The 24,538-nt window shown below is 71.0% G+C and carries 26 protein-coding genes; 15 read left to right on the plus strand and 11 right to left on the minus strand.

Annotation, left to right across the window (positions count from 1 at the left end):
• The first annotated feature begins 100 nt into the window (after positions 1-100).
• Together JKJ07_RS42615 and JKJ07_RS42620 are read left to right on the plus strand one after the other, a co-directional pair.
• On the plus strand, positions 101-295 hold the full coding sequence (locus tag JKJ07_RS42615) for a hypothetical protein (RefSeq protein WP_202997709.1): 195 nt from the start codon (positions 101-103) through the stop codon (positions 293-295).
• Between the two features lie 14 nt (positions 296-309).
• The gene (locus JKJ07_RS42620) at positions 310-843 is read left to right on the plus strand and encodes a GNAT family N-acetyltransferase (RefSeq protein WP_202997710.1); all 534 of its coding nucleotides are present in this window, start codon (positions 310-312) and stop codon (positions 841-843) included.
• On the opposite strand, the gene JKJ07_RS42625 is transcribed toward JKJ07_RS42620, so the two are convergent.
• Entirely contained in the window at positions 833-1,321 is a 489-nt protein-coding gene (locus JKJ07_RS42625) for an NUDIX domain-containing protein (protein ID WP_202997711.1), read from the minus strand. The two genes, JKJ07_RS42620 and JKJ07_RS42625, sit on opposite strands and share 11 nt — an antisense overlap.
• A 13-nt stretch (positions 1,322-1,334) precedes the next feature.
• Positions 1,335-2,219: a non-homologous end joining protein Ku gene (gene ku, locus JKJ07_RS42630; protein ID WP_202997712.1), complete on the minus strand. Its 885-nt coding sequence runs from the start codon at positions 2,217-2,219 to the stop codon at positions 1,335-1,337.
• Between the two features lie 96 nt (positions 2,220-2,315).
• On the opposite strand from ku, the gene ligD (JKJ07_RS42635) reads away from it, so the two are divergent.
• From ligD (JKJ07_RS42635) to JKJ07_RS42655, 5 genes are read left to right on the plus strand one after another with little or no spacing between them, the layout of a single operon-like run.
• Complete coding sequence (gene ligD / locus JKJ07_RS42635; RefSeq protein WP_202997713.1) at positions 2,316-3,266, plus strand: non-homologous end-joining DNA ligase; 951 nt, start codon at positions 2,316-2,318, stop codon at positions 3,264-3,266.
• Positions 3,256-4,161, plus strand: coding sequence for a non-homologous end-joining DNA ligase (gene ligD / locus JKJ07_RS42640; protein ID WP_202997714.1), 906 nt, complete (start codon positions 3,256-3,258; stop codon positions 4,159-4,161). The genes ligD (JKJ07_RS42635) and ligD (JKJ07_RS42640) overlap by 11 nt, the downstream gene beginning before the upstream one ends.
• A 38-nt stretch (positions 4,162-4,199) precedes the next feature.
• Positions 4,200-5,303, plus strand: coding sequence for an Ig-like domain-containing protein (locus tag JKJ07_RS42645; RefSeq protein WP_202997715.1), 1,104 nt, complete (start codon positions 4,200-4,202; stop codon positions 5,301-5,303).
• A 54-nt stretch (positions 5,304-5,357) separates the two neighbouring features.
• Positions 5,358-5,702, plus strand: coding sequence for a PadR family transcriptional regulator (locus JKJ07_RS42650; protein WP_202997716.1), 345 nt, complete (start codon positions 5,358-5,360; stop codon positions 5,700-5,702).
• The gene (locus JKJ07_RS42655) at positions 5,699-6,112 is read left to right on the plus strand and encodes an HAAS signaling domain-containing protein (protein ID WP_202997717.1); all 414 of its coding nucleotides are present in this window, start codon (positions 5,699-5,701) and stop codon (positions 6,110-6,112) included. Before JKJ07_RS42650 ends, JKJ07_RS42655 begins: the two co-directional genes overlap by 4 nt.
• Here the strand turns inward: JKJ07_RS42655 and JKJ07_RS42660 are convergent.
• The 3 genes from JKJ07_RS42660 to JKJ07_RS42670 all read right to left on the minus strand — a co-directional run bounded on the left by JKJ07_RS42660 (position 6,109) and on the right by JKJ07_RS42670 (position 10,998).
• Positions 6,109-6,732: a maleylpyruvate isomerase family mycothiol-dependent enzyme gene (locus JKJ07_RS42660; protein ID WP_202997718.1), complete on the minus strand. Its 624-nt coding sequence runs from the start codon at positions 6,730-6,732 to the stop codon at positions 6,109-6,111. The genes JKJ07_RS42655 and JKJ07_RS42660 overlap by 4 nt on opposite strands.
• 59 nt (positions 6,733-6,791) lie before the next feature.
• Positions 6,792-8,453 (minus strand): DNA repair helicase XPB, encoded by a 1,662-nt coding sequence (locus tag JKJ07_RS42665; RefSeq protein ID WP_202997719.1) that lies wholly within the window; start codon positions 8,451-8,453, stop codon positions 6,792-6,794.
• A 115-nt stretch (positions 8,454-8,568) separates the two neighbouring features.
• Positions 8,569-10,998, minus strand: a complete 2,430-nt coding sequence (locus JKJ07_RS42670) for a helicase-associated domain-containing protein (protein ID WP_202997720.1) — start codon at positions 10,996-10,998, stop codon at positions 8,569-8,571.
• 288 nt (positions 10,999-11,286) lie between these two features.
• Here JKJ07_RS42670 and JKJ07_RS42680 point away from each other — a divergent pair, with 288 nt between their 5' ends.
• Positions 11,287-11,910, plus strand: coding sequence for an HAD family hydrolase (locus tag JKJ07_RS42680; RefSeq protein WP_307834708.1), 624 nt, complete (start codon positions 11,287-11,289; stop codon positions 11,908-11,910).
• A 131-nt stretch (positions 11,911-12,041) separates the two neighbouring features.
• Positions 12,042-12,428, plus strand: a complete 387-nt coding sequence (locus JKJ07_RS42685; protein ID WP_202997722.1) for a cold-shock protein — start codon at positions 12,042-12,044, stop codon at positions 12,426-12,428.
• Here the strand turns inward: JKJ07_RS42685 and JKJ07_RS42690 are convergent.
• The 3 genes from JKJ07_RS42690 to JKJ07_RS42700 all read right to left on the minus strand — a co-directional run bounded on the left by JKJ07_RS42690 (position 12,425) and on the right by JKJ07_RS42700 (position 15,919).
• On the minus strand, positions 12,425-13,237 hold the full coding sequence (locus tag JKJ07_RS42690) for a 1,4-dihydroxy-6-naphtoate synthase (RefSeq protein ID WP_202997723.1): 813 nt from the start codon (positions 13,235-13,237) through the stop codon (positions 12,425-12,427). The genes JKJ07_RS42685 and JKJ07_RS42690 overlap by 4 nt on opposite strands.
• A 71-nt stretch (positions 13,238-13,308) precedes the next feature.
• Positions 13,309-13,935: a futalosine hydrolase gene (locus JKJ07_RS42695; RefSeq protein ID WP_202997724.1), complete on the minus strand. Its 627-nt coding sequence runs from the start codon at positions 13,933-13,935 to the stop codon at positions 13,309-13,311.
• A 190-nt stretch (positions 13,936-14,125) separates the two neighbouring features.
• Entirely contained in the window at positions 14,126-15,919 is a 1,794-nt protein-coding gene (locus tag JKJ07_RS42700) for an MFS transporter (RefSeq protein ID WP_202997725.1), read from the minus strand.
• A gap of 87 nt (positions 15,920-16,006) precedes the next feature.
• Between JKJ07_RS42700 and JKJ07_RS42705 the strand changes: the two genes are divergently transcribed.
• Positions 16,007-16,852: a DUF3027 domain-containing protein gene (locus JKJ07_RS42705; RefSeq protein WP_202997726.1), complete on the plus strand. Its 846-nt coding sequence runs from the start codon at positions 16,007-16,009 to the stop codon at positions 16,850-16,852.
• Here JKJ07_RS42705 and JKJ07_RS42710 read toward each other — a convergent pair.
• Positions 16,843-17,055 carry a DUF2530 domain-containing protein gene (locus JKJ07_RS42710; RefSeq protein ID WP_202997751.1) on the minus strand — a complete coding sequence of 71 codons (213 nt, stop codon included), beginning with the start codon at positions 17,053-17,055 and terminating at the stop codon, positions 16,843-16,845. The genes JKJ07_RS42705 and JKJ07_RS42710 overlap by 10 nt on opposite strands.
• Before the next feature lie 173 nt (positions 17,056-17,228).
• Between JKJ07_RS42710 and JKJ07_RS42715 the strand changes: the two genes are divergently transcribed.
• The 4 genes from JKJ07_RS42715 to JKJ07_RS42730 all read left to right on the plus strand — a co-directional run bounded on the left by JKJ07_RS42715 (position 17,229) and on the right by JKJ07_RS42730 (position 21,061).
• Positions 17,229-18,653, plus strand: a complete 1,425-nt coding sequence (locus JKJ07_RS42715; RefSeq protein ID WP_202997727.1) for an NCS2 family permease — start codon at positions 17,229-17,231, stop codon at positions 18,651-18,653.
• A gap of 71 nt (positions 18,654-18,724) precedes the next feature.
• A complete protein-coding gene (locus JKJ07_RS42720; protein WP_202997752.1) occupies positions 18,725-19,171 on the plus strand; it encodes a MarR family winged helix-turn-helix transcriptional regulator in 447 nt (148 codons plus the stop codon).
• Between the two features lie 67 nt (positions 19,172-19,238).
• On the plus strand, positions 19,239-20,552 hold the full coding sequence (locus JKJ07_RS42725; RefSeq protein ID WP_202997728.1) for an MFS transporter: 1,314 nt from the start codon (positions 19,239-19,241) through the stop codon (positions 20,550-20,552).
• Between the two features lie 59 nt (positions 20,553-20,611).
• The gene (locus JKJ07_RS42730; protein ID WP_202997729.1) at positions 20,612-21,061 is read left to right on the plus strand and encodes a hypothetical protein; all 450 of its coding nucleotides are present in this window, start codon (positions 20,612-20,614) and stop codon (positions 21,059-21,061) included.
• Here JKJ07_RS42730 and JKJ07_RS42735 read toward each other — a convergent pair whose 3' ends face one another.
• Positions 21,062-21,652, minus strand: a complete 591-nt coding sequence (locus tag JKJ07_RS42735; RefSeq protein WP_202997753.1) for a 2'-5' RNA ligase family protein — start codon at positions 21,650-21,652, stop codon at positions 21,062-21,064.
• The gene (gene sepH, locus JKJ07_RS42740) at positions 21,601-22,686 is read right to left on the minus strand and encodes a septation protein SepH (RefSeq protein WP_202997730.1); all 1,086 of its coding nucleotides are present in this window, start codon (positions 22,684-22,686) and stop codon (positions 21,601-21,603) included. Before sepH ends, JKJ07_RS42735 begins: the two co-directional genes overlap by 52 nt.
• A 323-nt stretch (positions 22,687-23,009) precedes the next feature.
• Between sepH and JKJ07_RS42745 the strand changes: the two genes are divergently transcribed.
• Positions 23,010-24,467 carry an ABC transporter ATP-binding protein gene (locus tag JKJ07_RS42745; protein WP_202997731.1) on the plus strand — a complete coding sequence of 486 codons (1,458 nt, stop codon included), beginning with the start codon at positions 23,010-23,012 and terminating at the stop codon, positions 24,465-24,467.
• Positions 24,468-24,538 lie beyond the last annotated feature (71 nt).

The raw sequence follows: 24,538 nt of genomic DNA on the forward strand, positions 1-24,538 counted from the left end.
GGCCGCTTTCGAAAGCGTATGAGTCGTAAATGGGGGTTCTGTGCCGAGACCGCAGATGAGCATGGCGAACAGTGGGGACGCGGACGAGCAAGGTGACCGTATGCCGGCCCACGAATTCGGGGTGGTGACCGCCGACGGGCGCTGTCCGACCTGCGGCAAGGTGGTCACCGACGTGAATGCGGAGCCGCTCGATTACGTCGAGCATGCGGACGGCACAATGACTGTCCTCTCGGTGGTCTTCGTGGTGCTGCCGTGCGGGCACGACTTCAGCCGCGAGGTGCGTAACGCCGGCTGACAACGGGGACAGGCATGGATGCGTACGGGGAACTGGTTCGGCTGCGGGCCATGGGTGTCGACGATGCCGAGGCCCTGTGGCGGTGGAACCATGACGCCGACGTGATGCGCTGGATGGATGAGGGCTACGCGGAAACGGTCGCCGAGGTGGCCAAGTGGCTCGAGGAGCGGCCGCCCAACGCGTACGGGGATGTGCTGTTCGGGGTCGAGGCCGAGGGCACGCTGATCGGGCTCGTCCGACTGCACGGGGCCGAGCCCGAGGCGGGCATCGCCGACATGGACATCTATCTCGGCGAGAAAGACTTCTGGGGCAAGGGCTACGGCACCGACGCCGTCCGGGCCGTCTGCCGGTACGGCTTCCACAAGATGCGCCTTCGCAAGATCACGCTGACTGTCGCCGCCGAGAACGAGGGGGCGCGGCACATTTACGGCAAGGTCGGCTTTGTCGAGGAGGGGCGGCTGCGCGGGACCTTCCGGAGCGCGGACGGTCAGTGGGCCGACAAGTTCACGATGGGGCTGTTCGAGAGCGAGCTGCGCCTTACTTCATGACCAGGCGGCCGGTCGACTCGAACTGGGCCAGGTCGGCCAGCGTCTCGTCGATCACGAACGACTTCGGACCGGGCAGGGCGTCGAGCGGGAAGAAGCCGGCGTCCACGGATTCGTCGGTCTGGCGCAGCAGCTCGCCCTCCCAGGTGTGGATCAGGAACGACATCAGGATCTGCTGGTAGGTGTGACCGTAGTCGTTCGTGTAGGTGTACGCCGTGTAGAACGCGAACGGCGTGAGCGAGGTGGCCCGCAGGCCCGTCTCCTCCCACGTCTCGCGGATGGCGCACTCCTCCATGCTCTCGCCGAGTTCCATCGCGCCGGCCGGGATGGCCCAGCGGTGGTTGTCGGAGCGCTGGATGAGCAGCAGCCGCTTCTGCTCGTCGAAGATCACGCCGCGTGCCCCGACGAACAGGATCGTGTCGGTGTCGCCGATGCTCGCCCGCACCTTGCCCAGATAAGACTCAGCCCACGTCAATCCCACGGGGCAACTCTAGTCACGCCGACTTCTTGACGGCCTTCTTGGCGGGAGTGGCCTTCTTCGCAGCCGCCTTTTTCGCCGGAGCGGCCTTCTTCTTGGGGGCAGCGGCCGGGGCCTCTTCACCACGAGCCTTCTTGGCCCGCTCGACCGACGCCTTCAGCGCCGCCATCAGGTCGACCGCCGCCGCCGGGGCCTCCTCGGCCTCCTCCGGCTGCACGATCTCGCGGCCCTCGACCTTGGCGTCGATGACCTCCTGCAGCGCGGCCCGGTAGTTGTCGGTGAATTCGTCGGCCTTGAAGCTGCCGGCCATCGAGTCGATCAGCGAGCTGGCCATCGCGAGCTCCGCGGGCCGGGTCTCGATGTCCTCGTCGAGGAAGCCGAAATCCGGCGTACGCACCTCGTCGGGCCAGAGCATCGTGTTGAGCACCAGCACGTCCTCGTGCACGCGCAGGGTGGCCAGCTGTTCCCGCTGCCGGATCGCGATCTTGACGATGGCGACCCGGTCGGCGTCCTGCAGCGCGTCCCGGAGCAGCACGTACGGCTTGGCCGCCTGCCCCTCGGGCTCGAGGTAATACGCCTTCGCGAACAGGATCGGATCGATGTCGTCGGCCGGCACGAACTCCAGCACGTCGATCGCGCGGGACGTGGTCAGCGGCAGGTCGGAGAAGTCCTCGTCGGTCAGGATGACCATCTCGCCGCCGCCGATGTCGTACCCCTTGGCGATGTCGTCGTAGCTGACCACTTCGCCGTCGATCGAGCAGGTGCGCTGGTATTTGATCCGGCCGCCGTCGGTGCGGTGCACCTGGTGGAACCGGATGTCCTTCTCCTCGGTGGCCGAATACAGCTTCACCGCGATCGACACCAGCCCGAAGGAGACGGCACCCTTCCAGATCGCTCGCATGTCGCCTCCCGTGGGTCGAAAACTATAAAGCGCCTGATCAGAATCGCATCACTGAGACTCCTGCGTAAGGTGTTCGTCCCTGCCTATGGTGATCGGGTGCCCGGCGCGCCGCTGTCTCCCATGCTCGCGACCTCCGGCGCGCTGCCGGCCGGGCCGGGGTGGAGTTACGAGTTCAAGTGGGACGGGGTCCGGGTTCTCGCACTCTTCACCGAGGGGCCACCCGCCCTGTTCGCGCGCTCCGGAGCGGTCGTCACGGCGGCGTACCCGGAGATCGCCGACCTGCGGCTGCCCGACGGCACGCTGCTCGACGGCGAGATGGTGGTGCTCAACGAGGCCGGGCGGCCGTCCTTCACGGCGCTGGCCGAGCGCATGCATGTCCGCGAGCGGCATCGGGCGGCTCGCTTGGCGGTGACCCTCCCGGTGACGTACATGATCTTTGACCTGCTCTTCTACGCCGGCGAGGACCTGACCGGCCTGCCGTATCGGGTGCGCCGGCGGCGGCTCGAGGAGCTGGGGCTGGCCGGGCCGCGCTGGATGGTGCCGCCCTCGTTCGGCGACGGGCCCGCGACGGCCGACGCGGCCCGCGAGAACAGCCTCGAGGGCGTGGTGGCGAAGCGGGAGGACTCGGTCTATCTGCCCGGGCTGCGCTCGCCCGACTGGGTCAAGGTCAAATTCGACCGTACGGGCGACTACGTGATCGGTGGCTGGCGAGCCGGGGTGCGCAAGCTCGGCGGGCTGCTCGTCGGCGTGCCGACCCCGGACGGGCTGGCCTTTCGCGGGCGGGTCGGCGGGGGCATCGGGGCGGCCGCCGAGCGGGAGCTGCTGGCCGCGCTCGGACCGCTGGTCCAGCCCAGGTCGCCGTTCGTGGCCGGCGCGGTGCCTCGCGAGGATTCCCGGGGCGCCCACTGGGTACGACCGGAGCTGGTCGTCGAGGTGCGCTACGGCAACCGGACGCCGGACGGGCGGTTGCGTTTCCCCAGGTTCCTGCGTTTGCGTTACGACAAGACTCCCAAGGAGTGCGTGGAGGAGGACGAGGATGGCCGGTAACCGGCTGCCCGTCACGATCGACGGGCGCGACCTCGAGCTGTCCAACCTCGACAAGGTGATGTACCCCGCCGCGGGCTTCACCAAGGGCGAGGTCATCGACTACTACACGCGGATCGCGCCGGTCATGCTGCCGCATCTGGCCGAGCGCGCGGTGACCCGCATCCGCTATCCCAACGGCGTCGACGGCATGCACTTCTTCGAGAAGAACAAGCCGGGCGGCACCCCGGGCTGGGTGCGGCTCGAGACGCTGCCCGTGCCGGGGTCGACCAAGAGCCGCGAGACGATCGACTTCGTGGTCGTCGATGACCTGCCCACGCTGGTCTGGCTGGCCAACCTGGCCGCGCTCGAGCTGCACACCCCGCAGTGGCGGATCGGCGAGCACCCCGACCTGCTGGTGGTCGACCTCGATCCGGGCGCGCCGGCCGGGCTCCGGGAGTGCAGCGCGGTCGCGGTGCTGATGCGCGATCGGCTGGCCGAGGACGGCGTGGCCGCGTATCCGAAGACCTCCGGCAAGAAGGGCATGCAACTGTGCTGCCCGATCTCGGGGACCCAAGATTCGGAAACCGTTTCCCTGTACGCGAAGAGGGTCGCCGACGAGCTGGCGTCGATGGTGCCCGGTTCGATCACGGCGAAGATGGCCAAGGCCGTACGCCCGGGAAAGATCTTCATCGACTGGAGTCAGAACAACGGCGCCAAGACCACGGTGACGCCGTATTCGCTGCGGGCGCAGGCGACTCCGACCGCTTCGACCCCGCTGACCTGGGACGAGGTGGAGGCGGTGGCAACCGGGGCCGAGGAGCCCCACCACTACACGGCGGCCGAGGTGCTCGATCGCATCGAGGCGCACGGCGATCTGATGGAACCACTGCTCACCCCGGGCCCCGCACTACCCTGATATTGATCTATATTGCCGCCGTGAAAAGGGTGGCCGTAATGGCGGCGGTTCTGGTTTCCGTATTGGCGATGGGCTCGACGCCCGTGCGGGCGGCCGAAGTGGTGACGTACACCCTTTCGCCCGCGTCGGGGGCGATCGTGCACGGGGTCACCGAGCTGACCTTCACCGACGTCTCCGCGAACGTCGCCGAGATCGCGATGTATGACAAGGTGCTCGGCACGCAGCTGAGCCGGGCTACCGGCGCGCCGTGGACCTTTTCGTGGGACACCGTCGCGCAGCAGGGGGTCGCGTTCCGCGTCGTCGACGCTGACGGCCGCGGGATCTGGGTCACCCGGACCTATCGGGTCGACAACTCCGGCCCGGGCGTCTCGGTCGACTACGGCGACAGCAAGATCGGTGTCGTGCCGAAGGGCCGGAACTTCGTCACGCTGCGGACGTCGGACATCTCCCCGGTCAGCCGGGTCGAGTTCTGGATCGGCGGCGTGCAGCAGGCCTCCGGTCAGTCCTTCTTCTACGACTTCGGGCCGAAGAGCACGGTCGTGAGCGGCGAGTTCCGGGCCTGGGACGCGCTCGGCAACGCGTCGCGGACCCCGGTGACGTTCTGGGTCGACGGCGACGGCCCCAAGCTGGTGTCGATGACTCCGGCGTCGCTCGCCCTCGTACGGGGGACCCGGATCAGGAGCACGGTGGTGGCGGCCGACCGCAGCGGCGTGCAGTGGGTCACGCTGGACAACGGGACGGGCAGCATCCACAAGACGCCGTACACCGACTCGGTGGCGGCCGGCAAGGACGGCCCGAAGGTGCTGACCTGGCGTCTGGTCGACGACTACACGCAGACGTCGACCGTCCGGCGCACGGTCATCGTGGACAACACCCGGCCCTCGCTCAAGGTCACCAAGGCGCCGGCGAACAAGGCCAAGGTCAAGGGCACGGTCAAGGTGTCGGTGGCGGCCAACGACCGCTACGGCGTGGCCCGGGTCGAGCTGATCGTCAACGGCAAGGTGGTCGCCCGCGACACCACGGCCGCGTACGCCTTCTCGGTCAACACCGCCAAGCACGGCAAGACGATCAAGGTCGCCGTGCGCGCGTACGACCGGGCCGGCAACGCCACCACGACGGCCACCCGCACCTGGCGTCGCTAGGGCCTGACCTTCTCTTTGTGGACCTACCTTGCGTCGCAAGGTACTGTGTGGCGCATGGCAGATGTCTCGCAGTTGTCGACGAGTCTGCGCCGCGGCACCCTCGAGTTCTGCGTCCTGTCGTTGGTCGAGCTCGAAGACAGGTATGGCAACGAGATCGTCCGGCGGCTGGGCGAGGAGCCCAATCTGGCCGCTGGCGAGGGCACGATCTATCCGCTGCTCTCGCGTTTGCGCCGGTCGGGTTGGCTGGAGAGCAAATGGGTCGAGTCGCCGAGCGGGCCGCCGCGGCGCTACTACGGATTGACCTCGGACGGGCGTTCCGCGCTCGCCCACTTCCGCACCGAATGGGTGTCGTTTCGGCAGACCGTCGACCGTCTCGTGGGAACCGGTGAGGCAGCATGAAGACCAGGCAGAACGATGTCGTCGCGGAATACCTGGGCGAGATCGACCAACGGCTGGCCGGGATCCCGGTGTTGCAGCGGCGCGAGCTGCTGGCCGACCTCGAGGCGCACATCGCCGCCGAGCGGGCCGAGCGCAACCTGGCCAGCGAGGGCGAGCTGATCGAGGTGCTCGAGCGGCTGGGCAGCCCCGAAGTGGTGGCCGCGGCCGCCCACGAGGAGGCCGGCACCCGTCCGAAGCCGCCCGCCCCGCCGCACCGCCGGCTCTGGCCGTGGTTCGCGGGGGCCGCCGCCGTGCTCGTCGTGCTGGTCGTGTGTTCCTTCTTCCTGTTCTTCGCCCAAAGCTCGAGTAATGAGCAAGCCCCGGCCGAACCCGCGGTCACCGCGCCGCCTGCGGTCGAGCCGACGAGCTAGCCGATCCGGGCGACCAGTTGCGTGGCGCCCTCACCGCTCAGCTCGGGCGCCGCGATCCGGCGGCCGGTGCAGACCAGCAGCAGCGCGCTGATCGGTCCGCGCACCTCGGGCCCACCCCCGTACGACCAGTCGGTGTCGGTGGCCACCAGCCGGAACCCCGCGACCTTGCGGGTCGCCGGCAACGGGGGTGGCCAGCGCATCGTCAGCACCCGGGTGGCCGCGAGCGCCGCGGCCGCGGGCGGCATGTCATGGGTGCGGCCGAGCGGGCGGGCGATGTCCTGCGTGTGCACCAGCAGGTCGGTCAGGGTCTCCAGCCGCGAGACGCCTGTGGAGCCCCTGCGGTTGTTCGCTGTCGCCCTGAGCTCGGCCACGATGCGCTCGGGCGGCTTGCTCGCGGCGAGCCGCTTGGCCACGTGGTGGTTGGTGCGGTCGATGCTGCCCTGCCACTGCCGCAGGATGCCGAACAACCCGGCCAGGCTGACCTGTTGCAGCGTCATGTGCGCCGCGACGTCGTGAACCGTCCAGTCGGCGCAGAGCGATGGGTGTTCCCACTCGTCGGGCGAGAGCGAGGCGAGCAGGTCGGTCAGGGCCACCCGCTCGGCGATGATGACGTCCCACACGAACCGGAACGTACGGCCGGGGTGTTCAAGAGCACTACGGCCGTACGTTCCGAATGTCCTCAGTCGATCTGGGGGAGGGCCGGGCCGAGGATGTCGTCGGCGTCGACGATCGTGTAGGCGTAGCCCTGCTCGGCCAGGAAGCGCTGCCGGTGGGCGGCGTACTCGGTGTCGATCGTGTCGCGCGAGACGACCGTGTAGAAGTGGGCCTGGCGGCCGTCGCCCTTGGGTCGCAGCACCCGGCCGAGCCGCTGGGCCTCCTCCTGCCGCGAGCCGAAGGTGCCGGAGACCTGGATGGCCACCGCCGCCTCGGGCAGGTCGATCGAGAAGTTGCCGACCTTCGAGAGCACCAGGGTGCGCAGCTCGCCGCTGCGGAACGCGTCGAACAGCCGCTCGCGCTCCTTGTTGGTCGTCGAGCCCTGGATGATCGGCGCGTCGAGATATTCGCCCAGCTGGTGCAGCTGGTCGATGTAGGCCCCGATGACCAGCACCTGCTCGTCGGGGTGCTTCTCGACCAGGGCCCGGACGACCGGCAGCTTGGTGCGCGCGGTGGCGGCGACCCGGTAGCGCTCCTCGGCCTCGGTCACCGCGTACGCCATCCGTTCGGCGTCGGTCAGCGTGACCCGCACCTCGACGCACTCGGCGGGCGCGATCCAGCCCTGCGACTCGATGTCCTTCCACGGCGCGTCGTAGCGCTTGGGGCCGATCAGCGAGAACACGTCGCCCTCGCGGCCGTCCTCGCGCACGAGGGTGGCGGTCAGCCCGAGCCGGCGCCGGGCCTGCAGGTCGGCCGTGAACCGGAAGATCGGCGCGGGCAGCAGGTGCACCTCGTCATAGATGACCAGGCCCCAGTCGCGCGCGCCGAACAGGTCGAGATGCGTGAACGCGCCGCCGCGGCGGGACGTGAGCACCTGATAGGTCGCGATGGTGACCGCGCGGATCTCCTTGCGCTCGCCCGAGTATTCGCCGATCTCCTCCTCGGTCAGCGACGTGCGGGCGATCAGCTCGCGCTTCCACTGCCGCCCGGCGACCGTGTTGGTCACCAGGATCAGCGTCGTGGCCTTGGCCGTGGCCATCGCGGCCGCGCCGACCAGCGTCTTGCCGGCGCCGCAGGGCAGCACCACTACGCCCGAGCCGCCCGCCCAGAAGCCGTCGACCGCCTCCTGCTGGTAGGAGCGCAGGGTCCAGCCGTCCTCGGCCAGGTTGATCTCGTGGGCCTCGCCGTCGACGTAACCCGCGAGGTCTTCGGCGGGCCAGCCGAGCTTGAGCAGCGCCTGCTTGAGGCGGCCGCGCTCGGACGGGTGGACCGCGATGGTCTCGTCATCGATCTTGGCGCCGAGCATGCCGGCCAGCTTCTTGGACTTCGCCACCTCGATCAGCACGATCTTGTCGAGGCCGCGCAGCACCAGCCCGTGGCTCGGGTCGTTGACCAGCTGCAACCGGCCGTACCGATCCATCGTCTCGGCCACGTCGACCAGCAGCGCGTGGGGCACCGGATACCGCGAGTATTTGATCAGCGAGTCGACGACGCTCTCGGCGTCGTGGCCCGCGGCCCGGGCGTTCCACAGGCCGAGCGGGGTCAGCCTGTACGTGTGCACGTGCTCCGGCGACCGTTCCAGCTCGGCGAACGGGGCGATCGCCATCCGGCACGCCTGCGCGTCCGGGTGGTCCACCTCCAGCAGAAGAGTCTTGTCGGACTGGACGATCAGAGGTCCGCCGCTCACTGAGACACCCTTCGAAGAGCTCTAACCGACCCTCCAGTCTGACACGGAAACCGGGCAACCTTCCGGCCCCGGCGCTCGTTGATCAAGAGGCCGCACGCGTACGGGGGCGTGCGGCCTACTTCTCCTCGTCGGGAACCGCGGCCGTGATCCGGTGCAGCGCGAACGTGTGCAGCGTCTCGGTCCGCTCGTCCTCGGCCCGCAGATAGCCCGCGCTCAGCGACACCGGGCGCACCAGCCGCGACAGCGTGGCGCCGTGCGAGTCGACATAACCCACCCAGACCCGGACCTTTTCCCGTACGGCCTGCTGCAGCACCGCCATGGCCTGCCCGTGCTGCTGCACCGACGTCAGGCCGGGCACGCCCTGCCCGTTGGCCGCGCGCACGGTCGTCGGGGCCCGGCGGGCCGCGCGGGTGGCGATGTCGCCCCGCCGGATCTGCTCGACCACCCCGGCCAGCCGCGGCCCGGCCAGCACCGGCGGACCGGCCTGGTCGGCCAGCCGGGCGGCCACCGACGAGCGGGTGGGGGCCCGCCGCACCTTGGGCCGGCTGAGCACCGCGGCGCCCCCGGCGTCCTCGGCCACCGGCGCGAACCCGGCCTCGCGCAGCGCGCCCAGCAGCCGGGCCACCTGCAACGGGCTGACCAGCACGGTCGGGGCGATCTGGCGCAGCCCGAGCGGGCCCATCCGCTTGTCGGCCAGCACCTCGGCCAGCAGGGCCTCGTCGTCGCTGCGCAGGTAGGACCCGGCCGAACCGGCCCGCAGCCCGCCGTGTTTGCGGGCGGCGTCGTCGATCATGTAGGTCAGCGTCTGCGGCACCGGCGTGCGCGACCGGCGCCGGAACAGCGAGTGCAGGTCGGCCGCCGTGTAGCCGACGTCGAGGGCCCGCCGCACGCTGGCCGCGGTCACCCGGAACACGCTGGCGCCGCCGGCCGACTCGGGCTCGGCGATCACGTCGAGCTCACCGGCCAGCTCCGGCTCGGGCGGGCCGGGCACGACCACCGACAGGTCGGCCTGCACCAGCACGTGGTCGACCGGGGCCGGGAGCAGCGTGTCGAGCGTCCGGACGGCGTCGTCGCGGGGCTCGCCCGGGCCCGGCCGCACCCCCAGCGGGTCGGTGTCGGGGTCGTCGACATCCTCCAGGAGCAGCCGCCCGTACGAGGTGATGGCCCCGAGCGCCGAGACGCCGAGCTGGGCCGCCCCGGCCAGGGCGTCGCGGTGGGCCGCCTCCCGCCCGCGCGAGCGCCGCGGGGTCTGCCAGGCCAGCAGGCCGAGCACCTCGTCGACCTGCGGGGCGGTGCCCGGCTTGAGGTCGGCCAGCACGAGCAGGGCCTCCCGGCGGGCCTGCGGGGCGCCGGCGCGCTCGGCGTCGGGGGCGAGCGCGTTGATCGGGCGGTCCCGGTCGTCGCGCCGGCCCACCAGGCCAGGCTGCCGGGTCATGGCGAGCCAGGCGCGGGCCAGCGAGGTCCAGCGCTGGGCGATGCTGAGGGCGCGCCACAGGTCGTACGCGCCGGTGGGCAGGAACGTCTCGTCGGCGCCGCCGCCGGCCCGGCTCACGGTGACCGAACGGCCGGAACCGGCGACGTCGGCCTCGCCGAGCAGGCCCGCCGCATACGACACCTCGACCAGCAGCGCCGCCCCGGGCTCGTCCAGGCCGGCCGCGCGGGCGACCCGCTTGAGATCCCGTACGCCCAGGCCACCGGCCCGCAGCACGGGGGCGGGCTCGGTCGCGAGCGCCTCGAGCAGCGCCTCGGTGCTGCGTACGGCCTCCATGACCTGGCCCGCACCGGCCGAGTCGACGGATTTCGGGTCGCGCGCGGCGCCCTCGGGAATGGGCGGGAACGGCCGCAGCGCGCCCAGCGGGCCCGTGTCGCGCCGCAGCAGCATGCCTACCTCACGGGGCAGCTCGACCAGCTCGCCGTCGGGTCGCGGGGCCCGGCCGGCCTCGCTGATCGGCACCAGCACGTGGTTGTCGACCAGCCACTGCACCGGCTCGGCGACCGCCTCGCGCCGCAGCGCGCCGATCGGCGGCCCCACGGCGAGCCGGTCGAGCACGGCCCGCGCGCCCGGCGGGGCGGCCAGGACCGTACGGCGGAGCTTGGCCTTGTCGGCACAGAGCGCGGCGGCCTGGGGGTCGAGATAGTCGGCGGGGCGGCCCAGGCCCGCCGGATAGGGCGAGGTGACCTCGTCGATCGCGCCCACGAGCTGCAGGGCGTCCTCGCTGCCGTAGAGCAGGAACCGCACCCGGAGCCGGTCGATCGCCACCCGCACGTCGTCGGCGGCGACCCCGGTGGCCAGCTCGAGGATCGCGTCGGCCGAGGTCATGGCCGTCTCGGGGGAGCGGCTGAGCCGGGCCGCGTCGAGCACGTGCAGCGTGAACTCGTCGAGGCCGTCGAGGCAGCGCGCGACCGAGCCCCGGGACTGGGCGCGCACCGCGAGCGCGGAGATGTCGGCGGGCACGGGCACGACGAGGTCGGGCCGCAGCTGGACGAGCGCGCTCAGCGCCTCATCGGTCAGCGACCGGAGTTGATCGGCGAATGTGGTGGCCATCGTGTTCAACGCTAGCGGTCATGGGACGATATTGAGGTGTCCGGCTTGGCCGCGACACCGATCTGTACGGACGCTGAAGGGGACATCTGTGGCCGCGAAGAACAAGTTGCCGGGTACCGCCGTCGAGGGAGGCGCGGGTCCTCGCCAGACGCAGTCGGTCGACATGAAGGGGCACATGGACGTCTCCGAGATCCTCTCCGACCGGGCCGCCGCGCCGTCTCCGTTCGGTGACGACCAGACCTTCCCGCTGCCGGTCGACCGGCTGAACTACATCCCGTCGACCCCCGCGTGACCGCTGCGGTCGGGTTCGACCTGGATATGACCCTGATCGACTCCCGGCCGGGCATCCATGCGGCCTACCGGGCGCTGACCGAGCGCACCGGCGTCTTCGTCGACGCCGACCTCGCGGTCACGCGCCTGGGGCCGCCGCTGCGCACCGAGCTCGCGCACTGGTTCCCGGCCGACCAGGTCGAGGAGGCGGTCACCACCTACCGCGCGCTCTACGTGGAGCACGCGATCACCCCGGCCGTGCCCACCAAGGGCGCGATCGAGGCGCTGGCCGCCGTCCGCGAGCTGGGCCTGCGTGTTGTGGTTGTCACATCGAAGCTGGGCCGGCTGGCCGCGCTGCACCTGGAGCACCTCGGCCTGGTCGCCGACGAGCTCGCCGGCGACCTGTTCGCCGAGGGCAAGGCGACCGCGCTGACCGAGCACGGCGTCCGCTGGTACGTCGGTGATCACGTGGCCGACATGGTGGCCGCGCGGACGGCCGGGGTGCCGGGGATCGGCGTGGCCACGGGACCGTGCTCGCCCGACGAGCTTCGCGACGCCGGGGCCGCGTACGTGCTGGACGACCTCACCGGGCTGCCCCCGCTGCTGCGCCGATTCTCGGTTGGGCGCGAGCCCGCCGCTTAAGTAGCCTTGCCGTGAGCGGTTGTTTCCATTTGAGGGTTATTCAGGGCCCACCTTGACCGACGACTTGCGCAGGTTGTCGCCTTGGTCTCCACCGCCCTGAATAATCCTCACTCAGTGAGTTGAGGTCAGCGGTGCCCACGGGTCGAGTGAAGTGGTACGACGCGGCGAAGGGATTCGGGTTCGTCACCAGCGATGAGGGCGGCGACGTGTTCCTGCCCAAGGGCGCGCTGCCGGCCGGGGTGGCCGAGCTGAAAACGGGTCAGCGCATCGAGTTCGGCGTGGTCGACAGTCGCAAGGGTGCCCAGGCCATGGGCGTCAAGCTGATCGACGCCCCGCCGTCGTTGTCCGAGCTGCGTCGCCGGCCAGCCGAGGAGCTTCACGGCATGGTCGAAGACATGATCAAGGTGTTGGAGTCGCAGGTGCAGCCCGGGCTGAGCCGCGGGCGATACCCCGACAAGCGCGTCTCGCAGAAGATCGCGCAGCTTGTGCACGCCGTCGCGAAAGAGTTCGAGGCTTAGACAAACGGCTTCACAGCCGGCGTCAAATTCGCCGCCGCCGCACGCTGCAACAGGGCGTCGGCGGCGGCGAACCCGTCTCGGCCCAGCTCCAGCGTGAACTCGTTGACGTAGAGGTCGATGTGCTGCTGGACGACCTCGGGCTCCATCTCCTGCGCGTTGGCCAGCACGAACTCGCGGCTCGCGGCGGGGTTGGCCCAGGCCATGCTGACCGAGTTGCGGATCCACTCGGTGGCCTCGACCGGGTCGACCGCGCCCTTCCGGGCCAGGATCGCGCCCAGCGGGATGGGCAGGCCGGTGTCGCCCTCCCACCACTCGCCCAGGTCGGCCAGCGCGTGCAGCCCGTGCCGCTGATAGGTGAACCGGGCCTCGTGGATGACCAGGCCGGCGTCGAACCGGCCCTCGGCGACCCCGGGCATGATCTGGTGGAACGGGACGACCTCGATGCGCCCCGGCGCGCGGTCGGCCGACCACAGGCGGAACAGCAAATAGGCCGTCGTGCGGTCGCCGGGCACGGCCACCGTCTTGCCGGTCAGGTCGACGCCCGGCTCGCGGGTCAGCACCAGCGGGCCGCAGCCCCGGCCCAGCGCGCCCCCGGTCGGCAGCAGCTCGTAGTCGTCGAGCAGCCAGGGCAGCGCCGCGTAGCTCACCTTGACCAGGTCGAACTCGCCACGCTCGGCCGCCGTGTTGGTCACGTCGACGTCGGCGAAGGTCAGATTGACCTCGGGCGTGCCCGGAATGAGCCCGTGCACCAGAGCATGGAAGACGAACGTGTCATTGGGGCAGGGAGAGACCGCGAGAGAAAGCGCCACGTCGTCCACGCTAGACGCGCCGACCCGTCCCCGTGGGTCACGACGGCTGTCTCTCATCCCACACGTTTAAGTTATCCACAGGCTATCCACAAGGCCCCGGAAGCTGTGGACAACGCCTGGAAGGCCTCCTTGAGCCGCCACGCCGCCCTGTCCCGCGGGCCGATCGGGTTGGAAACACTGCGCAGCTCGGCGAAGGGGAGCCCGTGGGCGGCGACCGCGACGCCGTAGCCCTCCATCGCCTCGGCGACGGCCTGTGGATAACTTGCGGCCAGCCGCTCGGCCGTGACCGCCGTGCCGGTGACGGTGCTCAGGGTCACGACGTCGCCGGGGATCGCGGCGGGCAGCGCCTCGGTGAGCGACTTCACGAGGGCGGGGTCGCCGGGGATCACGCTGGATCCGAAGCCGAGCTCGTCGACGCTGAGGAAGCCGTCGGGGGTCTCGGCTCCCAGGTCGGCGGCGATGCTGCGGACGCCGATGACGACCGAGCCGACGGGGGCGCGGCCGACGAAGCCGCCCGCGATGCCGGCCGAGATGACGGCCCGGTAATGACCGGTCGCCAACAGTCGAGTCGTGCCTGCGGCGGCGGCTGCGGGACCCACGCCGACCGGCTCGACCACCACGTGATCGGGATCGGCGCCGGCGCGTACGGCTTCCGCCTCGGCAGCCACCGCGGTGACTACTAACAGGGGCAAAGTCATCGGTCGCGGTCCTCGCTCAGTCCCCAGTCGATCATGGCCGAACACAGGGGCCCGCCCTCCACCGGGGGCCCCCGCCACCACCATTTTATCGAGCCGGCCTGATCAACGAAGAGCCCAGTGCCGTGCCTGTGGACAAGCGAAGATCTGTGGATAAGCCGCCTGGCGCCGAGGCCGGATGGTATGGGCAGGGTCAGCGGCCGGGGTCGTCGGTCGAGGCATTGCCGTTGGTGGGGTGGTCGACCGACGACGGGCGATAGACGTGGAAGCCGGGCGGGGCGAAGGCGGCGTCGGGCTTGGTGGCCGGCTGGGAGTCATCTGAGGACCGCGGCCCGGGAGACGTCGGCTCGGCTGCGCGCGGGGGTGGCGGTGGCGGCTCGGAGGCGGCCTTCTTGTCCTTGCGGCGGCCGAACCAGCCCTTCGTGGGCTCGCCCAGGTCGACCTTGGTGGACGGGTCGGTCCTCGGCCGTTCCGCCTGTGGGGGCGTGGCGGGGCGGCTCGGGGGCGTGTTGTTGGCCCGCGTGCGGGTGGGCACGGTCGGGGCCTCGGGCCACGGATCGCTGGGCTCGGCCGAGCGGGGCGAGGGCTGGGGGGCCTCCTCCGGGGTGGTGCCGGGCGAGGGGTCGTCGGCGCGGCCGCTCAGGCGTTCATTGTGGAGGCGGGTCGCGATGTAGGCGGCCCGGGCCGCGGCGAGCACTGCCAGCAGGGTGGCCAGGCCGACGCCGAGGCGGCCGGGGAGCGGGATGATGCCGATGCCGCCGCCCACGACCCAGGCGATCATCAGGACCGTCTCGGAGTGGGAGAAGGCGCTGGCCCGCAGGCGTTCGGGGACGCGCTCCTGGATGGTGGCGTCGACGGCCAGCTTGGCGATGCCGCTGAAGATCGCGACCAGCAGCGCCAGCAGGGTGACCGTCAGCAGGCTGTAGAAGAGCGTCGTCAGCACGCCCACGGCGGCGACCACGGTGAGGCCGGCCGACTGCAGCGCGAGCGGGCGGCGGATGCGCAGACGGGTGCCGACGGCCGTGGACAGGAAGGTGCCCACGACCAGCGCGCCGCCGACCAGGCCGACCGCGCCCTGGCGGCCGAGGTCGTTGCCCAGGACCGTGGTGTCGAGCTGGTCGGCCATGATGGCGAAGGTCAGGAAGAGCAGCATGAAGCCGTACAGGAGCCGCAGGCCGGCGGCGCCGATCAGGGTCGAGATCACCAGCGCGCCCGAGAGCGGCCTGTCCTCGCCCCGGCCCAGGCGCAGCATCGTGCGCCACGGGCGCGGCACGGCCTCGGGCGGGTCGGAATCGGCGCGCGGGGGCAGGCGCAGCGACACCACCATGCCCACGATGAAGATGATCATCGCGACGCGGAGCGGCCACTGCGGCCCGAACTTGAACGCGAGCAGGCCCACGGGCGCGACCACGGCCCCGGCGAACGTGCCGTAGACGCTGGCCCGCGCGCCGACCTGGGACAGGCCGACCCCCTCGGGCAGCAGCCGGGGCACCGCGGCCGACCTGGCCACCCCGTACGCCCGGGAAAGCGCGAGCACCCCGAAAGCCGCCGGATAGAGGCCCCAGCCGAACAGGTGATCGGAGATCACATAGGCCAGGAACGCCCGGCCCAGCATGGTGACCGCGAGCGCGTAGCGACGGCCGTGCCGGAAATGGTCGAGCAGCGGGCCCACGACTGGCGCCAGCAGCGCGAACGGCACCATCGTGATGAGCAGATAGAGCGCGACCTTGCTGCGCGCCTCGCCCAGCGGGACGTTGAAGAAGATCGTGCCGGCCAGGCCGATCGCGATGAGCGTGTCGCCCGCGCAGGAGAGCGCGTGCAGGTCGAAGAGCCGGATCATGCCGGTCTCGTTGGCGGCGCCCCGGGCCCGTGCCGTGCCGACCCGCCGGGTCGCCCAGGCGCCACCGCGCACGGAGCCTCGCACCAGCAGGCGGGCCGCCTTGACGCCGGTGCCGACTGTGCGTCCGAGGGTGGGAAGCAGCGGCATGGCACCCATCCTGACTGATCCGGGCCAGTGCTGTCCCGTTCCGTGACGGCCGGAATCCGGGGGAGTCGGTGCGGAAGCCGCGCCCGCGTGGGGGACAATAGATACGTGACGACTCGGACCACCACTCGCGCTGCCCGCCTCGACCAGGTTTGTGCCGATGCGGTCGGCGTCGCACGTGGTGCGATCACCGATGTGGACCCGGCCGACGTCGGCGACCACCTCGAGGCCATCGCCGAGGGCGACCGGGTCGTGACCCACCTCTTCGAGAGCCACCTCGCGGGCTATCGCGGCTGGCGCTGGGCCGTCACGGTGACCCGGGTGCCGCGCAGCCGCCACGTCACCATCTGCGAGACCGTGCTGCTGCCCGGCCCCGACGCGCTGCTGGCCCCGGGCTGGGTGCCGTGGAACGAGCGGCTGCAGCCCGGCGACCTGGGCGTGGGCGACCTCATGCCCACCGCCCCCGACGACGAGCGCCTCGCCCAGGGTTACGTGCTGAGCGACGACCCGGCCGTCGAGGAGGTCAGCTGGGAGCTGGGCCTCGGCCGCCCCCGGGTGATGTCGCGCGAGGGCCGCATCGACGTCGCCCAGCGGTGGTATGACGGCGAGGCCGGGCCCGAGGCGCCGATCTCGGTGGCCGCCCCGCGCAACGCCCGATGCGGCGCCTGCGGGTTCTATCTGCCGCTGGCCGGCTCCATGCGCTCGATGTTCGGCGTCTGCGGCAACCTCTACGCGCCCGACGACGGCCGCGCGGTGAGCGCCGACCACGGCTGCGGGGCCCACTCCGAGGCCCTGCTCGGCACGCCCGAGCAGCAACCGCCGGTCGACGAGCTGCCGACGGTCTACGACGACAGCGAGGTCGAGTCAGTCGCGGTCAGCCGCGGCCACGGCTCGGTGGAGGAGAGCGAGCCCGCCGAGGATTACGGTCACAGCTGAGAGGTCACCCGAAACTCGGGGTGGCTGAGCAGCCGGCGGCGCTTGCGGTGCCGGTCGTGCACGATCATCGTGATCAGGCCGGGGATGCCGCAGAGAAAACCGGCGACGCAGATCTGCAGCCAGCGGTCGGGGCCGTTCGCGAGCCACACGATCAGGGCGGCGACGGCGAATGCGGCCAGCCCGCCGACCGCGAACGGGACCATGGGTGGGTCCAGCGGCTCGACTCGGGGCTTGGGTGTGGTCACTCGGACAGGATAGGTCCGGGACGATCACGCGGGGGCCCCCTGTGACAGGGCCGACACAGCCCGGTTTTGCGCAGGTCATCGACGACTGAGACCATGCCCGCGACGTTTCCTCGTGATCCGGAGAGGGCCGCATGACCGCCGCTGCCGACACCCGTACGCCGAAAAATGGTTTTGATCGGTTCTTTGAGATCTCCGCCCGGGGCTCGACCCTCGGCCGGGAGGTTCGCGGTGGCCTGGCCACCTTCTTCACGATGGCCTACATCGTGGTGCTCAACCCGCTGATCCTCGGCAACGGGGTCGACGGCGACGGCGCCCAGCTGGCGATCACCGCCCTGGCCGCGGGCACCGCCTTGGTCGCGGGTCTGATGACGATCCTGATGGGTGTGGTGGCCCGGTTCCCGCTCGCGCTGGCCGCCGGGCTCGGGGTGAACGCGCTGGTCGCGTACGAGATCGCCCCCGAGATGACCTGGGCCGACGCGATGGGCCTGGTGGTCATCGAGGGCGTGCTGATCGCGATCCTCGTGCTCACCGGCCTGCGCACGATGGTCTTCCGCGCGGTGCCGACCCAGCTCAAGACGGCGATCGGCGTCGGCATCGGCCTGTTCCTGATGATCATCGGACTGGTCGACGCGGGCTTCGTGCGCCGCATCCCCGACGCGTCCGGCACCACCGTCCCGCTCGAGCTCGGCGTCGGCGGGCGGCTGTCCACCTGGCCCACCGTCGTCTTCGTGGTCGGCCTGCTGTTCACGCTGGTGCTGTTCGTCCGCAAGGTGCGCGGCGCGATCCTGATCGGCATCCTCGGCAGCACCGTGCTGGCGATCATCGTCGAGGCGATCGCGCACCCCAAAGGCTGGTCGCTGAACACCCCCAAGCTGCCCGAAAAGATCGTCAGCTCGCCCGACCTGTCGCTGCTCGGCCACTTCAACGTGCTCGACTCGTGGTCGCGGGCCGGCTGGCTGGTCGTGGTGATGTTCATCTTCACGCTGCTGATCACCGACTTCTTCGACACCATGGGCACGATGGTCGCGGTGGGCCAGGAGGGCGAGCTCCTCGACGCCGAGGGCATGCCACCCCGTACGCGGGAGATTCTGCTGGTCGACTCGGTCGCGGCCGCCGCTGGTGGTGCGGCCAGCGTCTCCAGCAACACGTCGTACATCGAGAGCGCGGCCGGCGTCGGCGAGGGCGCCCGTACGGGTGCCGCCAACCTGGTGACCGGCGTGCTCTTCCTGCTCGCGATGTTCCTGGCCCCGCTGGTCTCGGTGGTGCCGTTCGAGGCCGCGTCGACCGCGCTCGTGGTGGTCGGCTTCCTGATGATGACCGCCGTGAAGCAGATCGAGTGGGGCGACTACACGATCGCCGTGCCCGCCTTCCTGGCGATCACGCTGATGCCGTTCACGTATTCGATCTCCAACGGCATCGGCGCCGGGATCATCACCTACGTGCTGCTCAAGGCGGTCACCGGCCGGGCCCGCGAGATCCACCCGATCCTGTACGGCGTGGCCGCGCTCTTCGTCCTCTACTTCTTGCGCGGTCCGCTGGAGACTTGGATCCTGTGACCTGCGGTGACCGAGGTCATGCGCGTTTCGAATGTCGTTAGCCATGCTCATTAGCTAGGCTAAGAACCGTGATGGAGTGGCCCGTGGTGGCGGATCGAGGCACAGCCGATGAGCTGGCCAAGGCCCTGCGCGAGTCGATAATGCGGCTGAACAGGCGGGTCCGCCAGGCCCGCCCGGTCGGTGATCTCACCTTCAGCCAGCTCTCCGCGCTGACCAGCCTCCAACTGGCCGGCGCGCTGACCCCGCGCGAGCTCGCCGACGTCGAACGTGTCCAGCCCCCGACGATGACCAAGATCGTCGGGAAGCTGGAGGAACGCGGCCTGGTCGCGCGGACCCCGCACCCGACCGACGGCCGGCAGGTCATCCTGTCGGCCACGGAGCAGGGACGGGCCGTGCACGCCCAGTTCGAGCAGGCGCGAAACGAATGGCTGGCCACGCAACTGGCCGACCTGACGCCGAGCGAACGAGAAACCCTGGCCCAGGCCTCCGAGATCCTGCAAAAGATCTCCCGCGCCTGAGGGTTCGGCTACGCGGCGCTTCGTCACGTGACGATGACGCGTACGACCGAACAGGAGGCACAACCGCGTGCGGTCAGTGCTGAACACCACTTTCCGGTCCCTCAGGGTTCGCAACTACCGGCTCTTCGCCACCGGCCAGCTCGTGAAGCTGGTCGGCGTGTGGATGATGTTCACCGCCCAGGACTGGCTGGTGCTCGACCTGTCGGGCAACTCGCCCAGCGCCCTCGGTTTGGTCACGTCGCTGCAGTTCCTGCCGGTTCTGTTGCTGACCCTGTACGCCGGGAAGCTCGCCGACCGCTTCGACAAGCGGCGCCTGCTCGTGATCGCCAACGCCGCGTTCGCGGTCACCGCGGTCGCCCTCGCCGTCATCGTCGCCTCCGGGCACGTCCAGCTCTGGCACGTGTTCCTCTTCGCCGGCCTGCTCGGCATCGCCAACGCCGTCGAGACCCCGGTCCGGCAGGCGTTCGTCTCCGAACTGGTCGAGCTGCGCCTGCTGCCGAACGCGCTCGCCCTCTCGGCGGCCACCTTCAACACGGCCCGGATCGGCGGACCGGCCCTGGCCGGCGTCGCCCTCGCGCTCTTCGGCACCGGCCCGGTCTTCCTGATCTCCACTGCCGTCGCGATCGCCCCGATCTTCAGCTACACCCTGATGCGGGCGGACGAGCTGAAGCCGGCCGCCCGGCAGGCCAAGAAGGACGCCCGCATCCTGGACGGGCTCCGCTACGTCGGCCGGCGCTCCGACCTGATGATGCCGATCGCCCTGATGTTCGTGGTCGGCATGATCGGCTTCAACTTCCCGGTCACCCTGGCCGCACTGGCCAAGATTGACTTCAACGCCGGCCCGTCCACGTTCGGCCTGCTCACCACGGCCCTGGCCGTCGGCGCGCTCGGTGGCGCCCTGGCCGGCAGCGCCCGCCGGGCCCGGCCCAGCTCCTACGTCGTGATCGGGGCCGCCATCGCGTTCGGCGCCCTCGAGTTCGCGGTCGGCTTCGCCCCGAACTTCGTGGTCGCGATGCTGGTGCTGATCCCGACCGGGTTCTTCTCGATCTATCTGGCCCAGGCGGCCAACCACCGCGTGCAGATGGGCGTCGACCCCGCCTACCGCGGCCGCGTCATGGCCCTCTACGTGCTTGTGTTCCTCGGCACGACCCCGATCGGGGCATCGCTGGCCGGCTGGTGGGGCGAGCGCTTCGGGGTCGCGTCGAGCATCTCGGGGGCCGGGGTGGTCTGCTTCGTCGCCGCCGTGGCCGCGCTGTTCTGGCAGCTCCGCTCGAACGGCGAGCGGATCGAGATGACCCTGCGCCCCCGCCCGCGGCTCACCCTGGTGCCGCCGGTGGTCGCTGAGGACGCCCCGCCGGTCAAGCTTCCGACGGCCGCCTGACGGGTATTTGGCAGGAAATCCTATTCCGGTTCGGGCCTGTTCCCCTTTAGCGTCAGTGCGTGGCCCTCGCGCACGTTGCTGTGCTCACGGCGGCGCTCGTTCTTCCCTTGACCGTTCCCTATGCGGTGGCGGTCGCTCTGCGGCGAGACGAGTTCCGCCGCAGGCGTGCGCGGGCTGACTGCCCGGCCCAGGCGCGCACGCTGGCCTGCCTCGACCGCGACATCCGGGAGTTCGACCCGGCCGCCGCCCTGGCCCGCCTCGGGCCGCCGCCGATCGAGTGGCTGGCCCAAGATCTGCGCCGCCTCGACCGTCAGCGCCGGGGCGGCATCACCCTCGAATCCGGCCTGCTGCTGGCGGCCGTGCTGCGGGCCTACGACGAGCGACTCTGCCTCGCCTGCGAATGCCTGGGGGTGGCGGAGAATCTGCAGCCGCTCGACGGCATGGACCGTGAGATCGAGCGCGTACGGGTGGAAGGCGCCCTCCAAGCCGCCGGCCTCGAACTGCGCTGATCAGACCGCCCAGGTCCCCAGTCGCTCGTAACGGCCGTCCACGCTCCGCACCAGCGAATACTCGGTGACCGGCCACGGCTGCCCCGAATAGCCGGCCAGCGCCTGCCGCAGCGCCGCATCCGGGTGGTAGGACACCGTCAGATGCGGGTGGAACGGCCGGTCGTCGCTGGGGAAGCCGCCCAGCGTCAAGGCATCCCGTACGCCCTCGCGCAGCTCGCTCAGCGCGGCCAGCTCACCGTCCACCCCGGCCCAGCACGCCGACCCGAACCGCCCGCCACCCGAGAGCCGCACCTCGAACGAACCCAGAGGCGGCAGATCGCCCAAAATGGCGGCGACTTGCTCGACCGCAGCGCCGCGGGAGGGCGCGGCGGGCGCGGCGGCTTCGGCGGGCGCGGCGTTAGAGGGCGCCGCGACGGTGCCGAGGAATACCAGCGTGAGGTGCCACTTTTCCAGCGGCGTCAGACGGGACGACGGGGGCAGGGCGGCGCGCAGCGGATCGAGCGCCGACGGCGGCGGATAAACGGCGACGAAGAGCCGGGTCAGGACGACTCGCGCGCGGCCGGGCCGCCGCCGAACAGCACGTCGTCCCAGCTCGGCAGCCGCTTGCGGGGCTTCGCCTCGTCGGTTTCGCTGTTTTGCTGCTGGCCCTGGCCCACCGTGCGGCGCGGCCGGAGGACGGCCAGCGAAGGCACCGCCGGCACCTCCTTGGGCAGGTCGGAGTCTTCGTCGAAAGCCGAGCCGGAACCGCCGCCGAGCAGGGCCGCGGCGCCACCGGCGACCGGGCGGCGCGGAGACTCGGCCGGGCCGGCGTCGAGGCTGCGGCTGCCCGCGGACGGGCTGAGCGGACGGTCGAGCGACGCCAGCAGCGCGTCACGACCGGCCCGGATCGGGTCGCGGACGGGCCGCGGCGACTGCGTCTCGGCGGCGGGCAGGCCGTGACCGCCGCGAGTGGGCTCGGCCGAACGCGACGGGCCGGGCAGGCCGTGACCGCCCCGCTCGGTGAACGCACGCTCGGGCGCGGGCTCCTGCCCGAGGATCTGGGTGGGCCGCTCGGCGCACAGATATTGCGCCATGTCGTCGTGCGGCGAGACGACCTGGCGTCCCTTGTCGAGATCCCAGATCGCCTGGGCCGTCGCCTTGCCGGACGGCCAGGTGGCGACGATGCGCCACGTGCCGTCCTCGCGCCGGTAGGCGTCCCACGAGATCTTCTCGGTGTCGATGCCGTGCTGCGAAAGGCGGCTGTCGACCACCTCGGCCAGCGGGGCACCGGAATCCGAAGTCTTGAGGCGGGTGCGGCGTGCATGCTGCGCCAGCATGGCGCGCTCCTGCAGCACCGGACCGGCATAACGCAGCACCCGGTCGACCGGCACACCCGCGATGCGGGCGACCTCTTCGGCCGAGTCGCCGGAGCGGATGCGGGCCTGAATGTCGCGCGGGGACAGCGACGGCTGAGCGTCGGGTGCCATGACCGCGACGGCTGTGCCGGGTGACACCGGGTGTCCCTCTTGGCCGATCGCGCCGGAGACCCGGTCGTCGATCGGGAGAGCCAGGAGCCGGCCGACCTCATCGGCGAGCACCATGGCCTGGCCGTCCTCGGAAAGGGCGACGAAGCGTACCGGCCGCATGCGTTGCCTCCGTCCCGTCACTCTCTAGGATCTGCCCGGTGGCCTGTGCTCCCGAGAGTCAGCCACTCGGGCGCGTTTCGGAACACGGTACGCGTCTTGGTCACCTAATGGTGGTAAGCCACGCCAGTCAAGTTCGCTGAGCTGCGATGATCTTGAAAATTCAGAACCTTCAACTGCAGACGTACGGGTCGTGGGTGACCAAAAGCACTAGGACAGAACCCTGCCCGACACCGCGACCGACTGCAACCCAAGGCCCGTGCCGCGTCCTCCGGCCGTGGTGGGTGGTCACGCGAGGGTGGCCCCCGATCTAGGGTCTACCCCTCGTGACGGGATTTCTGCGAGCCGGCCGGCTGGCCCGCCTGGCGCCGGACGATCTCACGGTCGCTCAAGCCGACCGGCTGTCCTTCCCCGCGCCCGGCCGGGTCGAGAGGTTCACTCACGACCTCGAAGCCCGCGGCGCGTCGCGGGCGCTGCTCCGGGCCCACCGCGGCTGGATCGCCCTCTACTGTGTCGCCGGCCTGGGCGTGGTGGCCCTCGGCCCGGCGGTGCCGGCCCTGGTCGCCCGGCTCGCCGATCGCCTGCGTACGGGCGGGGTGACCCTGACCCTGGCCGGCGTGGTGGTTGGCACGGTGACGCTCGCGGCGGCGCTGCGCTGGCTGACGACGTGGCTCGTGCGCGCGCTGCTCTATCAGATGACGACCCTGCTCAAGCTGGCGATCTTCGCCCGGCTGCAGCGCGTCGATCCGGCGCGGACCGGCCGTTCGGTCAGCACCTATCTGGTCACCGCGCCGCAGCAGGTCGCCCAGATCGCGTTCGTCGCCGAGTTCGCCGTCAACACGGCCCTCGCGCTCGCGCTCACCGGCTATCTGGCGGTCGCCTTCGGCTGGGTCGGGCTCGTGGTCGCGGCCCTGGTCGGGGTGCTGGTCGCCGGGTGGCAACGGCTCGTGCGGGCCGAGACCCGGGCCATGCACGGCTACCTCGAGCACGGGCACCAGCGGGTCACGCTCGTCGACACGGTCACCCGGCACTGGGCGTCGATCGCCCGCCAGCACTGGACCCGGCCCGTCCTCACCGCCGCCGAACGCGCCCGCGACGGCCAGTTCACGGCCCTGCGTGCAGCCGCCCGCCCCGCCGCGGTGCTGGCCGCGCTGGCCGGCGGCGGAACCGCGCTGGTCTGCCTGATCGCGGTCGTGCTGGCCGGCGATCTGGGCGCGGGCCTGGCCCTGCTGCTGGTCGTCCAGCTGCTGGTCGCCGCGGTCCGCGAAAACATGTCCACCTACGCCGCGGTGGCCTGGGCGGCAACGATGACCGCCGACGTGGAGACACTGTTCCGCGACGCGCCCCTGCTCGAACCGTCGGGCCCCCCACCCCGCCCCGGCGAGCGGATCCTCGTGCTGGGCGATCCCGCCGCGGTCCGGGCCTACCTGGACGACCTGCCTGGGCGGGTCGCCGTGGTCGCCCGCAACGAGCCCGAACTGGACGGCACTCTCCGCGACAATGCACTGCTGTGGTCAGTAAGTGAGGACTCACTTCGCGACATGCCGCACGTGGTAAGTGAGGACTCACTTCGCGTGGCGTCGCCGGGGGTAAGCGAGGACTCGCATCGTGGGGTGCCGCCGGTGGTAAGTGAGGACTCACATCGCGAGGTGCCGCGGAAGGTAAGTGAGCACTCACATCGCGAGGTGCCGCGGAAGGTAAGTGAGCACTCACATCGCGAGGTGCCGTGGTCACGTCCGCGGGCGTGGTGTAACAGTCGGCCATCGCTGATCCGTGTGGGTTGATGTTATGCGGCGATCTCGACGGGCTGGTCGGGTTCGGTGTGTTGGCTGGTGGTGATGGGTGTGAGCCGGGC

Origin of the sequence: Paractinoplanes lichenicola (genome assembly GCF_016785085.1) — a bacterium.
Classification (GTDB): domain Bacteria; phylum Actinomycetota; class Actinomycetes; order Mycobacteriales; family Micromonosporaceae; genus Actinoplanes; species Actinoplanes lichenicola.

What these genes read in the sequence shown, in the direction of transcription:
- JKJ07_RS42700 (WP_202997725.1), bottom strand. Translation starts at nt 15,919, where the DNA reads ATGCCGCTGCTTCCCACCCTCGGACGCACAGTCGGCACCGGCGTCAAG.
- JKJ07_RS42695 (WP_202997724.1), bottom strand. Translation starts at nt 13,935, where the DNA reads ATGACTTTGCCCCTGTTAGTAGTCACCGCGGTGGCTGCCGAGGCGGAA.
- JKJ07_RS42670 (WP_202997720.1), bottom strand. Translation starts at nt 10,998, where the DNA reads ATGGCCACCACATTCGCCGATCAACTCCGGTCGCTGACCGATGAGGCG.
- JKJ07_RS42615 (WP_202997709.1), top strand. Translation starts at nt 101, where the DNA reads ATGCCGGCCCACGAATTCGGGGTGGTGACCGCCGACGGGCGCTGTCCG.
- JKJ07_RS42720 (WP_202997752.1), top strand. Translation starts at nt 18,725, where the DNA reads ATGGAGTGGCCCGTGGTGGCGGATCGAGGCACAGCCGATGAGCTGGCC.
- sepH (WP_202997730.1), bottom strand. Translation starts at nt 22,686, where the DNA reads ATGCGGCCGGTACGCTTCGTCGCCCTTTCCGAGGACGGCCAGGCCATG.
- JKJ07_RS42710 (WP_202997751.1), bottom strand. Translation starts at nt 17,055, where the DNA reads ATGGTCCCGTTCGCGGTCGGCGGGCTGGCCGCATTCGCCGTCGCCGCC.
- ligD (WP_202997714.1), top strand. Translation starts at nt 3,256, where the DNA reads ATGGCCGGTAACCGGCTGCCCGTCACGATCGACGGGCGCGACCTCGAG.
- JKJ07_RS42645 (WP_202997715.1), top strand. Translation starts at nt 4,200, where the DNA reads ATGGCGGCGGTTCTGGTTTCCGTATTGGCGATGGGCTCGACGCCCGTG.
- JKJ07_RS42655 (WP_202997717.1), top strand. Translation starts at nt 5,699, where the DNA reads ATGAAGACCAGGCAGAACGATGTCGTCGCGGAATACCTGGGCGAGATC.
- ku (WP_202997712.1), bottom strand. Translation starts at nt 2,219, where the DNA reads ATGCGAGCGATCTGGAAGGGTGCCGTCTCCTTCGGGCTGGTGTCGATC.
- JKJ07_RS42620 (WP_202997710.1), top strand. Translation starts at nt 310, where the DNA reads ATGGATGCGTACGGGGAACTGGTTCGGCTGCGGGCCATGGGTGTCGAC.
- JKJ07_RS42650 (WP_202997716.1), top strand. Translation starts at nt 5,358, where the DNA reads ATGGCAGATGTCTCGCAGTTGTCGACGAGTCTGCGCCGCGGCACCCTC.
- JKJ07_RS42715 (WP_202997727.1), top strand. Translation starts at nt 17,229, where the DNA reads ATGACCGCCGCTGCCGACACCCGTACGCCGAAAAATGGTTTTGATCGG.